The organism is Blattabacterium clevelandi (assembly GCF_003268615.1).
Classification (GTDB): Bacteria; Bacteroidota; Bacteroidia; order Flavobacteriales; family Blattabacteriaceae; genus Blattabacterium; species Blattabacterium clevelandi.
In genome coordinates this window covers 39,494-54,444 of record NZ_CP029844.1, presented here as the reverse complement: position 1 = coordinate 54,444, position 14,951 = coordinate 39,494, and the positions used below count along the sequence as shown (strand labels likewise).

Here is a 14,951-nt window from a genome sequence, read left to right as displayed (position 1 = left end):
ATCGAATGTTTCTAACTAAAAAAAATCCTCTTCTATAATCCAATCTCCTTTTTTCAAAAAAAAATCAACCTGTTTTAATTTAATATTTTTGGTTTTTCCTGTAACTAAATGACGGATAATAATTTTATTATTTCTCCCTAATTTTTTACCATTTTTTCCTTTTAAAAAAAAATCTATTATCCTATTATTTTTCGGAATACATAAAATATTACCTTTCATGATAGTAGACTTAATAAAAAAAGAAATAATTTTTTTATTAATTTCATAAACTCTTTCTTGAAATAAATTAAAAGCATTTTGTTTGTAAACTATAAGAGGATCTTTTTGTTCAAAAACGGCATTTTGTACCGAATATCGTAAATTATCCATTTCCCGTAAATGTTCTTTCCATTTTTCATCTAGAAAACATAATATAGTTTTTTTTTCAAATATAGATAATAACGATACCCCTCGATCTTGATAACTTTCTTTTAAGCTATATTCAGAGCTAATATTAGTAATACCATCTGTAAATGTTATCTTAACTTGACAATCTATATGATTTTTTTCAAAAATATTGGATATAATAGGATAAATTTCTTGATAAATTCTTTTTTCTTTTTTTTTTTCATAAAAATTTATAATTAAATCATGAATTTTATTGATACAATCTCGTTCTTTATATAAAAAAAATTCACTTTCTGGTATAGGAAACTCAATTCCAAAAATTTGAAAAAATTCGTATTCCAAATTTTTAAAATCATTTAAAGATTTATTCACCAGTATCATAATATCCAATAAAACATATACCATATTAGAAATATCTAAACTAAGATCTTTTCCACATAAAGCATTCTTACGCTTTTTATAAATAAACTCTCGTTGTTTATTAATAACATCATCATAATCTAACAAACGTTTTCGAATACTAAAATTATTATATTCTATTTTCTTTTGTGCTCTTTCTATAGATTTCGTCAATAAAGAATGTTGGATAATATCACCTTCTTTATGTCCAAAACGATCCATTAATTTAGATAATCTTTCTGAATCTATAAATAAACGAATTAAATTATCCTCTAGAGATACATAAAATTGAGAACTTCCTGGATCCCCTTGACGCCCAGATCGTCCCCTTAATTGATTGTCTACTCTTCTAGAATCATGTCTTTCAGTTCCTAAAACATAAAGTCCCCCATATTTTACAACTTCTTTTGAAAGTTTTATATCTGTTCCTCTACCAGCCATATTAGTCGCTATAGTTACAGATCCAGGTAGTCCTGCTTTTTCTATAATTTCTGCTTCTTTATCATGTAATTTTGCATTTAAAACATTATGTTTAATTTTTCTAAATTTTAAAGCTCTACTAAGAAACTCAGATACTTCAACAGAAGTTGTTCCAACAAGTACGGGACGTTTTTCATATTTAGATAAATAAATAATTTTTTCTAAAATAGCATTATATTTTTCACGTTTTGTTTTAAAAACAAGATCTTGTAAATCCATCCTTTGTATTTTCCTATGTGTAGGAATAACTATAACATCCAATTTATAAATGTGAAAAAATTCTCCGGATTCTGTTTCCGCTGTTCCTGTCATTCCAGATATTTTTTTATACATTCTAAAATAGTTTTGTAAAGTAATAGTTGCAAAAGTTTGACTAGAAGATTCTATTTTTACATTTTCTTTTGCTTCAATAGCTTGATGAATTCCATCTGAATAACGTCTTCCTTCCATTATACGACCAGTTTGTTCATCCACTATTTTTACTTTTCCTTCTAAAACTACATAATCTATATCTCTTTCAAATAAAGTATAAGCCTTCAGAAGTTGATTGATTGTATGTAGACGTTGTAATTTAACTGTAAAATTATTTAAAAGTTTTTCTTTTTCTTTTATTTCTTTTTCTTTAGGAAAATTGTTTTTTTCTAATTCAGTAATTTCTAAATTAATATCAGGCAATACAAAAAATCTGATGTCTTTTACATTTTGAGATAAAAATTCAATTCCCTTATCCGTTAATTCTACAGTATTATTTTTTTCATCTATAACAAAATAAAGATCTTTATCTACTTTATACATTTCTCTTCCGTTATCTTGTAAATAATAACTTTCTACTTTTTGTAAAAGTAAACGATTCTTATCTTTACTTAAAAATTTAATTAAGGATTTTTTTTTTGGTAATCCTCTATATACTTGAAAAAGTTTCAATCCTCCTAATTTATTATCTCCAGATTTAATTAAATTTTTCGATTCATAAAATAAATTTTTAATTTCTAAATTTTGCTTTTTTACAAGATATTCTACTTTATTTTTTAACAATTTAAATTCCTCTTTATTATCATGATGAGAATGAACTGGACCTGAAATAACTAAAGGAGTCCGTGCCTCATCTATTAAAACAGAATCAATTTCGTCTATAATAGCGTAATTTAATTCCCTTTGAACCAAATCTTCTTTAGAAGAAACCATATTATCACGTAAATAATCAAATCCAAATTCGTTATTGGTACCATAAGTAATATCTGCTTTATAAGCTTTCTTACGCATATAAATATTAGAAGATGGATAATCATCAATACACTCTACTCTTAATCCGTGAAATTCCATTAAAGGTGCCATCCAATTTGTATCCCTTTTAGATAAATAATTATTAACTGTTACAATATGAACTCCTCTTCCAGAAAGAGCATTTAAATAAGCGGATAAAGTAGCTACAAAAGTTTTTCCTTCTCCAGTAGCCATCTCGGCAATTTTTCCTTGATGAAGGACAATCCCACCCATTAATTGAACATCATAGTGTACCATATCCCAGATTACAGATTTTCCATAGGCATCCCATTTATTCTTCCAAATAGCTATATTATTGCTTAATAAAACATAAGGTTTAATTTTTGATAATTCTTCATCAAAAGCCGTTAATTTTACTATAAGTTGTTTTTTTTCTTTAAAACGTTTAGCAGTTTCTTTAATAACAGCAAAAGCTTTTGATAAAAGATTCATTAATACTTTTTGTTCTACTTTATAACATTCTTCCTTAATTTTTTCTTTATTTAATTTTACTTCTTCTAAAGTCAGTATATTACAAAACTTTTTTTCTACTTTTTTTATAAGAGATTCTTTTTTTTCATAAAACTGTTTCGTAGATAATTTGATAATATTTTTAAATTCTTGAGTTTTATTTCTTAATTCATCATCAGATAACGATAATATTTTTTTCTCTTCCTCCTTAATATGAATCAAAAGACTTCTAACTTTTTGAAGGTCCTTTTCATTTTTATTCCCTAATAATTTTTTTAATATTTTTCCAAAAAAACTCATCAATTATAATAATTAAACGTAGTTTTCAGTTAAAGTTCATATTCGTCTCTATTCCAATAAAAATCTTCGTCATCCCGTGGATAATCTGCCCATATATCTTCTATAGATTCAAAAATTTCTCCTTCTCCATTTTCTAACTGCTGAAGATTTTCCACAACTTCCAATGGAGCACCTGTTCGAATAGCAAAATCGATTAATTCATCTTTTGAAGCTGGCCAAGGAGCATCTTCTAAATGAGAAGCTAATTCTAAAGTCCAATACATATTTTATTACCTATTGATATTTATTTTTGAATTATATTTGAAAATTTGATAAATTATTGTTTAGGTTTGATTTTCAAAAATAAATGAACTATTTCGTATTACAAGATAAAATTAGTGAATTTAAATTACAAATAAAATAGTTTAATATTATTTATATATGAAAAATTTTCCTAGAATTGTATTTATAGGTTCTACTCCTTTTTCCCTTTTTTCTTTAAAAGAACTTTATATTAGACGATATAATATTGTAGGAATAATTACAAATCCTGATTCTATTTTTAATAAAAAAAATAAAATAAATAATACATCTGTTAAAAAATATGCATTAGAAAATCATATTCCTATTTTACAACCAAAAAATCTTCTAGATTCTTCTTTTTTAAAAAATTTAAAAATATGGAAAGCAGATATACAAATTATAGTTTCATTTAGAATTTTACCTAAAGAAGTTTGGGGGTATCCAAAAATGGGAACCTTTAATCTACATGCTTCTTTACTACCTCAATATAGAGGAGCAGCTCCTATTAATTGGGCAATTATTAATGGAGAAAATCAAACTGGATTAACTACTTTTATGGTAAATAATCAAGTTGATTCTGGAAAAATTCTTTTACAAAAAAAAATAAAAATAAAAAAAGAAGAAACTGCTGGTACACTTGAAAATAAATTAAAAAAATTGAGTGGATCTATGATCATAAAAACACTAGAAGGAATTCTTCAAAAAAAAATAAAACCCCAATTTCAAAAATCTTTTTCAATACTAAAATATGCTCCAAAAATATATACTATAGATTGTAGAATTTTTTGGAAAGAAACTTCTATAGAAGTTATTTATAATAAAATACGAGGACTTAGTCCTTATCCTACAGCATGGACATTTTTATTTTTTGAGGAAAAAAAATTTTTTAGATTTAAAATTTTCATTGTTAAAACAATAAAAAAAATACATTTTTTTCCAATTGGATTTGTAATTTTTTCAGAATCTGAAATGAAAATTTCGGTAAAAGAGGGATTTATCTCTATTATTGAAGGACAAATAGAAGGAAAAAAAAAAATGAATATAAAAAATTTAATTAATGGAATCAAAATAAGAAAAAATATTTTTGTTCGATAACAAAAAATTTTTACTCAGTCATACATATTTATCCATTATATTTGCTATCATTAATTATAAAAATGTTGTTTTATAGTTAATTAAAATTAAATTAATTGTATAATGAACAAAACAGAATTGGTTAATTCAATAGCTGAAAAAACCGGGATTACAAAAATAAAAGCGAAAAATATTATAGATGCATTTATTGAAACCGTAATTGAATCCCTAAAAAAAGGAGATAAAGTTACCTTAGTTGGATTTGGAACCTTTTCTGTTATAGAAAGGAATCCAAGAAATGGAATTAATCCTAGAACAGGAAAAAAAATTTTTATTCCAGGAAAAAAGGTTGCTAAATTTAAAATAGGTGCAGAACTAACGAATTTGTAATTTTTTTTCATGAAGATAAAGTGAGATAATCACCTTATCTTCTTTATTATTTATGGAGATAACCGATATAATTTCCATTTATTCCGTTTTTTTTCTAAACTGTAAATTAACCTATCATGAAGTCTATTAGGTTGTCCTTGCCAAAATTCCATTTTATAAGGTTTTACGATATATCCACCCCAATAAAAAGGACGTTTTATCATGTGTATTTTAAAAAAATGAGTCCATTTTTGATATTGAATACATAAATATTCTTTAGATGGAATAATGACACTTTGTTTAGAAGCCCAACATCCTATTTGATTTTTTTTTGGTCTTTTATAAAAATATTCATCCGATTCATTTTTTGATAATTTTAAAACATCTCCTTGAATAATAATTTGTCTTTCTGTATTTGGCCAATAAAAAGAAATACATACTTTTGGATTTTTTTGAATAGATCTTCCTTTCAAGCTATAATAATTTGTATAAAAAATAAACCCTTCTTGAGAATACATTTTTAACAAAACAATTCTAGTTTCAGGAACTCCATCTTTTCCTATAGTTGAAATAGACATAGCATTAGTTTCTTCATTTATTTTTTTATGTATTTTATGAATATTTTTTTCTTCTTGAAACCAATTATGAAATAATTTTAAAGGATCCGATGGAACATCGGATTCTATTAAATTTTTTTTTTTATAAATTTTTCTATAATCACTTAAATCAAAAGTCATAATATTAAAAATGTATTATTATATAATCTAAAAATAGATTAACTTTCATTTTTTATAGGTATCTTTTATAAGATTTATGATTTTTTCTAGATTAAAAACATAAGGCGTGATAGCTCAGATGGTTAGAGCGTTGGATTCATAACCCAGAGGTCGGGGGTTCAATTCCCCCTCACGCTATTATTCTGTTTAAAAAATATAACATGCATTTTTTTGTTTCTAGTTTTTATCTTTTACAAAAATTATGTGTTTTACATAAAATTATAAAAAATAATTCAAAATATTTTCTTTTTGAACTTTTCGAAGAAAAATTAATCATTATAATTTCAGATTCAGAAAATAACATTCTTACTACAGAAATAAAAGTATGTGTAAAAAAAAAATCAAAAGAAAAAATAGCTATTCATCCCAAATTGATGATAGATATTTTAAATACCTTTCCTGAAGAGCCTCTTCTTATAAAAAAAGAAAAAAATATACTTAATATTTATTCTAAACAAGGTAGTTATCCTATTCCTAGTATATCTAATGAAATTAAATCTATAAATAACTATTCAAATACTTTTTTAGTAGTAAAAAAAACTAAAAAAATTATTTTATATTCAAAAATACTTTTAAAAATTTTAAAAAAAACTTTATTTGCAACAGGAAATGAATATTTAAATCCCATTATGAATGGAGTTTTTTTTCATTTTTCTCCATATGGATCTACTTTTGTAGCTACGGATACTTATAAATTGGTAAAATATACTATATATAATATTAGATTTAATTATTCCATTAAATTTACTATACATAAAAAATCTCTTCATATACTTCAAAATATTTTAAATGAAGAACACGAAAAAAGTATTGTTGATATTGAATATAAAAAAATTGATATAATTAAATTTAATTTTAAAAATAAAACTTTTTTATGTAGATTAATTAATGAAAAATATCCAGATTTTAACTCTGTAATTCCTAAAAATAAAGATATATCATTCATTGTTAATCGACTTTTATTTCTAAATTCTATTAAAAGAATCTCTATTTTTTCTAAAAAAAAAATAAGTTTTATTCGATTTTATTTAAAGAATAATAAATTAAAAATTTATGAAGAAGATTCCATTATTTCTAATTATTCAAAAATACAATGTAAATCTATTTATGAAAAGTGTCAAGGTGAATATATTAAAATGGGGTTTAATTCTAAATTTTTAATAGAATCATTATCTTCTTTTAATGAAAATTTTATCAGTTTTGAATTGTGCAATTCAAATAAAACTGGTATTATTAGACCTTATTCTAATAATATAAAAAAAAAAGAATCAATTTTAATATTGATTATGTCTGTAATAATATGAGAATATCATATAATTGGCTTAAAAAATATATTTCCGTTAATCTTAATTCTAAAAAAATATCGAATATATTAACCGATATTGGATTATCGGTAAAAAATGTAAGTAAAATTACTACAAAAAATAATAGAGAAGATACTATTCTAGATATAGATATTACACCTAATCGTTCCGATGCTATGAGTCATTATGGAATCGCTCGTGATTTATATGCTATTTTAACTTATCGTGGATATAAACCTATTTTATCAAAACCTATAATAAATAATGATAAAAAAGATCTTAACAAATATTGTTTTACAATATTAATTGAAGAAGAAAAAAAATGCAGAAGATATTCTGGAATAGCTCTTTCTAAAATAAAAATAGATTCATCTCCAGATTGGTTAAATGATCAATTAAAATCAATAGGAATCAAATCCATTAATAATGTAATAGATATAAAAAATTTTGTAATGCATGAATTAGGTCAACCTATACATATTTTTGATATGGACAAAATAAAAGGAGAAAAAATAATTATAAAAAATGCAAAAAATAAGACTTATTTTCAATCTGAAGATAATATTATAAAAGAATTAGATGAAAAAGATTTAATTATATCTGATACAAAAAATCCTTTATCTATAGCTGGAATTATAAATAGTCATAATTCAAATATTAGTATAAAAACAAAAAATATTTTTTTAGGAAGTGCATATTTTAATCCTATTGATATTCGTTCTATTGGAATAAAACATATAATCAAAACTGACGATAGATTTCTATTTGAAAAAGGGATAGATCCTAATCAAACAGTATATGCCTTACAAAGAATGGTATATCTTCTTAAAGAAATTATAAAATGTAAAATAAGTTCTGATATAGTGGATATTTATCCAAATCCAATTTTTCCATTAAAAATAAAACTTCGTTATAAAAAAATTCTGGATATTATTGGAAAAAATATATGTAAAAAAAAAATCAAAAAAATTTTATCATTACTTGAAATTGTAATTATTTTAGAAAATGAAAAATCATTATTAGTCCTTGTTCCTCCTTATCGAATAGATGTACAAAGAGAAATAGATTTAATAGAAGAAATATTGCGTATTTATGGAATAAACCAAATAAAAAAATCCAGTAAAATAAAAATCTATTCAATTCCTAATTTTTGTTATAAAACAAAAGAAAAAATACAAAAAATTATTTTTAATCAGTTGGTAAATTATGGATTTCAAGAAATTATAAATTCTCCTATGAGAAATCAAAATTCAGATTCTTCTTTATTAAATTCTTTTTTTGATAGAGAATCAATTAATATTATTAACCCTATAAATAAATATTATAATTCAATGCGTTCAACTCTATTATTTGGAATAATAGATAGCATAAAGTATAATTATAATAGAGGAAGTCACAATATAAAATTTTTTGAAATTGGAAAAATTTATTATAGAAAAAATCATCAATTTTTAGAAAAAACTTGTCTTAGTATTGCTATATCAGAAATAGAAAAAAATAATAGAAAAATAACAGAAAATAAAAATTATGTATTTTTTTATTTAAAAGGAATTATAGAACAAATTTTTCAAAGAATAGGAATTAACTATTATACTCAAGAATCCTCTATGAATCCTCTTTTTAAAGAAAATATATCCATTAAATATAAAAATAAAAATCTTGTAGAATTAGGAAAAATTCAAAAAAATATATCTAAAAATATAGAAATATTCTATGCAGAAATTGATTTGGAATATTTAATTTCTATTGTTCAAGAAAAAAAAATAATTTTTATTCCATATTCTAAATATCCTACTTCAAAAAGAGACTTATCATTATTAATTGAAAAAAGAATTCCATTTGAAAAAGTTTATCAATTAATAAAAAAAATGGAAAAAAATTTAATTAAAAAAATCAAAATATGTGATTTATATGAAGGAAAAAATTTACCAAAATCAAAAAAATCTTATACTATAAGTTTTTTTTTTGAAAGTAAAAATGAAACATTAACCGATATTATTATTAATAATTTAATGAAAAAAATAGAAAAATTTTTAAAAAATAAATTAGGAGCAAAAATTAGAGGAATATCTTAATAAATTAATATATTATATTGATAATTTTTTTAAAATTTTTCGTATTCCAGTTTTATATTCTATAATTTTAGAAATATTTTTTATATGAACTCTTTTTTGTTTCATAGAATCTCTATCTCTCATAGTTACTGTATTTGTTTTTATAGTATCATAATCTATAGTAAAACAAAGAGGAGTACCAATAGCATCTTGTCTTCGATAAAGTTTGCCAATAGATTTTTTTTGATCATAAATTATTTGATAATCCATTTTAAGATTATTAAATATTCGTTTTGCAATTTCTGGTAATCCATCTTTTAAAACTAATGGAAATACAGCTGCTTTTATAGGAGATAAATAAGGAGGAAATTTTAGTACAATACGTTCATTCCCATTTTCTAATTTTTCTTTTTTAAGAGAAGAAGAAAATATAGCTAAAAAAAGACGATCTAATCCCAGGGATGTTTCTATTACATAAGGAATATAATTTCCAAAATTCTTTTTTTTTCCAAAAATTCTTAATTTTTTTTTGGAAAAAACCTCATGTTGTTTTAAATCGAAATCTCTTCGGGAATGGATCCCTTCTATTTCTTTAAATCCAAAAGGAAAATTAAATTCTATATCTGATCCGACACTAGCATAATGTGCAAGTTGATCATGATCACGTATTTGATATTTTTGATTTCCTAAATTTAATTCTAAATGCCATTTTAACCTATTTTTCTTCCAATATTCATACCATTTCATTTCTTCTTCAGGAAAAATAAAAAATTGCATTTCCATTTGTTCAAATTCACGCATACGAAAAATAAATTTTCTAGCAATAATTTCATTACGAAATGATTTTCCTATTTGAGCAATTCCAAAAGGAATTTTCATCCTACTAGAATTTTTTATATTTAAAAAATTAGAAAATATTCCCTGAGCAGTTTCCGGACGTAGATATAATAAATTTCCTTTTTCTTCTTCAATTTTAAACATCATATTAAATAAACGAATATTTGTCCAATTATGAGATCCACATATAGGATCAGGTATATTTAATTCATCAATTAAAACACGAATATCTAATAAATCCTTTTTTTTTAAGGATTGATACATTCGAAATAATATTTTTTCTTTAGGAATATTTACTAAATGACCTTTATTTTTATTATCCATTAAATTAACATATTCTCTAATTAATACCTCCGGACAATATCTTTTTTTAGAATCCTTATTGTCAATTAAAAAATCATTAAATTTTTCAATATGTCCAGAAGCTTTCCAAACATCAGAATTCATAAGTATAGAAGTATCTATACCAACTATATTTTCATTAAGTTGAGTCATAGACTTCCACCAATATTCTTTAATATTATTTTTTAATTCTATTCCATATTGTCCATAATCATAAATAGCATGTAATCCTCCATAAATTTCACTAGAGGGAAAAACAAAACCATAATTTTTGGCATGAGAAATTAAAAAATGGAAAAAATGATAGTTATCTTTCATGAATCAAAAAAAATGAAAAATATTAAATTATTAATACAAATATAAATACCTTTCCAAATCTAAAGCGGCCATACATCCAGTTCCAGCTGAAGTAATAGCTTGACGATATATAGGATCTTGAACATCTCCTGCAGCAAATACACCTGGTTTATTCGTAGAAGTCCTCCCTTTTTCTACAATAATATAACCATTTTTATCTAGATTAAGTTGATTTTTAAATAATTCTGTATTAGGAGTATGACCTATAGATATAAATAGACCACTAATAAAAAGGATTCTAGTAGTTTGATCTTTATTATTCATTATTTTAATCCCTTCTAAAAACCGATCTCCAACAATTTCTATAATTTGATAACAAAAAAAAATATTTATATTTTTTTTTGTTAAAATCCGATTTTGTAATGCTTTAGATGCTCTAAAATAATTTTTTCTAACAAATAAATATACATTTTTACAAATTTTGGATAAATAGCTAGCTTCTTCTAAAGCAGTATCACCTCCTCCTACAACGGCTACATCTTTTCCTTTATGAAAAAAACCATCACAAGTAGCACAAAAAGAAACTCCAAGTCCTATAAATTTTTTTTCTTTATCTATCCCCAAAAATTTAGGACGGGAACCTGTAGCTATAATAATACCTTTACTTTCTATATTTTCTTTATTTTCTACATTAATCAAATGTACCCCACCTTTTTGATGAGATAAATATACTTCAGTAATAGTTTTATGAATAATAAAAGTATTGAAACGTAATGCTTGTTTTTTACAATTTTCCATGAGTTCATTTCCACTAATTCCTATTGGAAATCCAGGATAATTATCTACATCGGTAGTGGATGTTAATTGACCACCGGGTTGAAATCCTAAAAAAAGGGTAGGATTTAAATCTGCACGAGCGGCATATATAGCGGCTGAATATCCAGCAGGCCCAGATCCAATAATTACACAATTCATTATTTTTTTTGACATAAAAAATATTTTTTTTATATTGAATATATATGTATTTTTTTGATTTTTTTTTCAATCATTTACATTTAAAAAAAACAAAGAATAAAACTTATATATCTTGTGTAATTCGAAAAAAATTTTATTCCTTTACTAAGGAAGAAGTAATTCGTCAATATATAATTTTTTTACTAAAAAAAATAAAAAATTATAAAAATTCTGATATATGGGTAGAACACCCTTTTCATATTAATAAATTAAATAAAAGATTAGATATTTTAGTTCATTTAAATAAAAAACCACATATACTTATTGAATGTAAAGCACCTAATATTTTATTAACACAAAAAATTTTCGATCAAATCTCTCAATATAATAAAAATATCCAAGCTCCATATCTAATGATCAGTAATGGTATAAAAAATTTCGTTTTTAAAACGAATAAATATAATAAAAATTTTTCATTTTTAAATTATATTCCATAATCACGATAACCCATATAATGAATAAGATCTATTAATTTAGTAGAATACCCCACTTCATTATCATACCATGAAACTATTTTTATAAAAGTAGGATTTAACATAATACTTGAACTAGCATCAAAAATAGAAATTCTTTTATCTCCTATAAAATCTGTAGATACTACTTCTTCTTCAGTATATCCTAAAATTCCCTTTAATTTAGTTTCAGATTCTTTTTTTATGCAATGTTTAATACAATCATAAGTAGTACGCATCCTTAAACGAACAGTTAAATCTAATACAGATACATCTGATATAGGAACTCTAAAAGCCATTCCTGTTAATTTTCCGTTTAGACTAGGTATAATTTTTCCAACCGCATTTGCAGCTCCAGTAGATGATGGAATCATATTAATTAAGGATGATCTTCCACCTCTCCAATCTTTATATGAAACAGAATCTACAATTTTTTGAGTTGCAGTTGAAGCATGTATTGTAGTCATCAATCCTTCCAATACCCCAAAATTATCATTCAACACCTTAACAATTGGAGCTAAACAATTAGTAGTACAAGAAGCATTAGATATAATATCTTGATTGGAGTTAATAGTATCATGATTAACTCCCATAACATACATAGGAATATCATCTTCCTTTGGAGGAGCCGATAATACTACTTTTTTAGCTCCTGATTTCAAATGTATTTCAGCTAATTTTTTCGTTAAAAAAAGACCCGTAGATTCAACAACATAATTTACCCCTAAATTTCCCCATTTTAAATTTTCAGGATTTTTTTCATTAGTTACTTTTATTCTTTTTTCATTTAAAATTAAATAATTATTATTTTCTATACGAATGTTTCCTTTAAAAGGACCATGAACGGAATCGTATTTTAATATATAAGCTAAATATTCTATTGGAACCAAATCATTTACGGATATTACTTCAATATCATTTTTATTTAAAGCAGATATTAAAACCAATTTCCCTATCCTTCCTAAACCATTTATTCCTATTTTAATTTTGGCCATATTGAAAAATTTTTAATTAATTTTTAAAAAATTTACAAAAGTAGATGAAGGAATTTCTACTTTTCCTATCTGACGCATTTTTTTCTTTCCTTTTTTCTGTTTTTCCAAAAGTTTTCTTTTTCTAGAAATATCCCCTCCATAACATTTAGCAGTTACATTTTTTCTTAGAGATTTAATAGTCTCTCTGGCAATTATTTTTCCAGAAATAGAAACTTGAATAGGTATACTAAATTGATGTTTTGGAATCAAAATTGCCAACTCTTTACATATTTTTCTTGCTATAAAAAAAGCTTTTTCTTTATGTACTAAAAGAGATAATGCATCTACTTTTTGATGATTAATTAATACAGTAATTTTTTTTAAATCAGAATTTCTATAATCTAAAAAATAGTAATCAAAACTAGCATATCCTTTAGATATTATTTTTAATTTATCATAAAAATCAAATATTATTTCAGATAAAGGAATTTCAAATTTAACTTTAATTCTACTAGAAGTTAAATAATGTTTATCTCCAATCATATTTCCTCTTTTTCCTATACATAAAGATATCACATTACCTATGAAATTTTCTTTAGTAAGAACAGAAACTAAAACATAAGGTTCCTCTATTTTTTTTATTTTTTCCATTTCTGGAAAATCTGAAGGATTATTTACAATAATAAAAACCTGATTCGATTTTTTTTTCATAAAAACTCTATAAGAAACATTAGGAATAGTAATGATTACGGTAATTCCATATTCACGTTCAAGACGTTCTTTAACAACTTCCATATGAAGTACACCTAAAAAACCACAATGAAATCCAAATCCTAAAGCAGGTGAAGATTCAGAACTAAAAGTAAGAGAAGCATCATTCAATTGTAATTTTTCCATAGCAGAACGTAATTCCTCATACTTATCAGAAGTTACAGGATAAACACTAGCAAATACCATAGGTTTGACTTCTTCAAATCCACTAATAGATTTTAAAGCTGGTTTTTTAGCATCAGTGATCGTATCTCCTACTTTAACTTCATATGTATTCTTAATTCCAGAAACGATATATCCTACATCTCCTGCTTCAATCTTATTTTTAGAAATACGTTTTAATTTAAGAATACCTATTTCATAAGCATAATAAATTTTTTTTGTAGACATAAAACGTAATTTTTGACCCTTTTGTATAAATCCATTTTTTACTTTAAAATAAGCAATTACTCCAGTAAATGAATTATAAAAAGAATCAAAAATCATTGCCTGTAAAGGAGCCATTTTATCCCCATTTGGAGAGGGAATATGTGTAACAATTTTATCTAAAACTTCCTTAATTCCAAATCCATTTTTAGCACTAACAGAAATAATATCTTCCGATTTACATTTTACTAGTTCTATAATTTCTTCTATAACATCTTCAGATCTTGAATTAGATAAGTCAATTTTATTTAATATTGGAATAATTACAAGATTTTTTTTTAATGCTAAATAAAGATTAGATATAGTTTGTGCTTGTACACTTTTAGTACAATCAACAACTAATAAAGCTCCTTCACAAGCTGCAATTGAACGTGATACTTCATAGGAAAAATCTACATGTCCTGGAGTATCTATTAAATTTAATTTATACTCTTTATTATTATATTGGTATTCCATTTGAATAGCATGACTTTTAATAGTAATACCACGTTCTCTTTCTAAATCCATATCATCAAGTAATTGATGTCTATATCCTTCTGGAACTGTTTTTGTAAATTCTAATAACCGATCAGCTAAAGTACTTTTTCCATGATCTATATGTGCAATGATACAAAAATTCCGAATGTTATGCATACATAATTTATTATTTTACTTTATATAATGATAATATTAAATAAAC

12 protein-coding genes and 1 tRNA gene are annotated in these 14,951 nt (G+C 23.8%); 6 read left to right on the top strand and 7 right to left on the bottom strand.

Annotated elements, in window-relative coordinates; translation table 11 throughout:
- Positions 1-15 precede the first annotated feature (15 nt).
- Both secA and DM817_RS00265 read right to left on the bottom strand, forming a co-directional pair.
- On the bottom strand, positions 16-3,300 hold the full coding sequence (gene secA / locus DM817_RS00270; protein WP_113738088.1) for a preprotein translocase subunit SecA: 3,285 nt from the start codon (positions 3,298-3,300) through the stop codon (positions 16-18).
- Between the two features lie 29 nt (positions 3,301-3,329).
- A complete protein-coding gene (locus DM817_RS00265) occupies positions 3,330-3,563 on the bottom strand; it encodes a DUF2795 domain-containing protein (RefSeq protein ID WP_014246008.1) in 234 nt (77 codons plus the stop codon).
- 157 nt (positions 3,564-3,720) lie between these two features.
- Here DM817_RS00265 and fmt point away from each other — a divergent pair, with 157 nt between their 5' ends.
- Both fmt and DM817_RS00255 read left to right on the top strand, forming a co-directional pair.
- A complete protein-coding gene (fmt, locus tag DM817_RS00260) occupies positions 3,721-4,677 on the top strand; it encodes a methionyl-tRNA formyltransferase (protein ID WP_113738087.1) in 957 nt (318 codons plus the stop codon).
- 102 nt (positions 4,678-4,779) lie between these two features.
- The gene (locus DM817_RS00255) at positions 4,780-5,046 is read left to right on the top strand and encodes an HU family DNA-binding protein (RefSeq protein WP_113738086.1); all 267 of its coding nucleotides are present in this window, start codon (positions 4,780-4,782) and stop codon (positions 5,044-5,046) included.
- Positions 5,047-5,096: 50 nt separating this feature from the next.
- Here DM817_RS00255 and pdxH read toward each other — a convergent pair whose 3' ends face one another.
- Positions 5,097-5,762, bottom strand: a complete 666-nt coding sequence (pdxH, locus tag DM817_RS00250) for a pyridoxamine 5'-phosphate oxidase (RefSeq protein ID WP_113738085.1) — start codon at positions 5,760-5,762, stop codon at positions 5,097-5,099.
- Positions 5,763-5,865: 103 nt separating this feature from the next.
- On the opposite strand from pdxH, the gene DM817_RS00245 reads away from it, so the two are divergent.
- The 3 genes from DM817_RS00245 (at position 5,866) to pheT (ending at position 9,180) form a co-directional block, all read left to right on the top strand.
- Positions 5,866-5,939 (top strand) — tRNA-Met (locus tag DM817_RS00245).
- Positions 5,940-5,962: 23 nt separating this feature from the next.
- Positions 5,963-7,105 carry a DNA polymerase III subunit beta gene (dnaN, locus tag DM817_RS00240; RefSeq protein WP_113738084.1) on the top strand — a complete coding sequence of 381 codons (1,143 nt, stop codon included), beginning with the start codon at positions 5,963-5,965 and terminating at the stop codon, positions 7,103-7,105.
- Positions 7,102-9,180: a phenylalanine--tRNA ligase subunit beta gene (pheT, locus tag DM817_RS00235; RefSeq protein WP_113738083.1), complete on the top strand. Its 2,079-nt coding sequence runs from the start codon at positions 7,102-7,104 to the stop codon at positions 9,178-9,180. The genes dnaN and pheT overlap by 4 nt, the downstream gene beginning before the upstream one ends.
- Before the next feature lie 12 nt (positions 9,181-9,192).
- On the opposite strand, the gene DM817_RS00230 is transcribed toward pheT, so the two are convergent.
- Positions 9,193-10,656, bottom strand: a complete 1,464-nt coding sequence (locus tag DM817_RS00230; RefSeq protein ID WP_113738082.1) for a glycine--tRNA ligase — start codon at positions 10,654-10,656, stop codon at positions 9,193-9,195.
- Between the two features lie 30 nt (positions 10,657-10,686).
- Entirely contained in the window at positions 10,687-11,625 is a 939-nt protein-coding gene (gene trxB / locus DM817_RS00225) for a thioredoxin-disulfide reductase (protein ID WP_113738081.1), read from the bottom strand.
- Positions 11,626-11,654: 29 nt separating this feature from the next.
- On the opposite strand from trxB, the gene DM817_RS00220 reads away from it, so the two are divergent.
- Positions 11,655-12,086 carry a type I restriction enzyme HsdR N-terminal domain-containing protein gene (locus DM817_RS00220; protein ID WP_113738080.1) on the top strand — a complete coding sequence of 144 codons (432 nt, stop codon included), beginning with the start codon at positions 11,655-11,657 and terminating at the stop codon, positions 12,084-12,086.
- Here DM817_RS00220 and gap read toward each other — a convergent pair.
- Entirely contained in the window at positions 12,074-13,096 is a 1,023-nt protein-coding gene (gene gap / locus DM817_RS00215) for a type I glyceraldehyde-3-phosphate dehydrogenase (RefSeq protein ID WP_113738079.1), read from the bottom strand. The genes DM817_RS00220 and gap overlap by 13 nt on opposite strands.
- A gap of 12 nt (positions 13,097-13,108) precedes the next feature.
- The gene (lepA, locus tag DM817_RS00210; protein ID WP_113738078.1) at positions 13,109-14,905 is read right to left on the bottom strand and encodes a translation elongation factor 4; all 1,797 of its coding nucleotides are present in this window, start codon (positions 14,903-14,905) and stop codon (positions 13,109-13,111) included.
- Between the last annotated feature and the right edge of the window lie 46 nt (positions 14,906-14,951).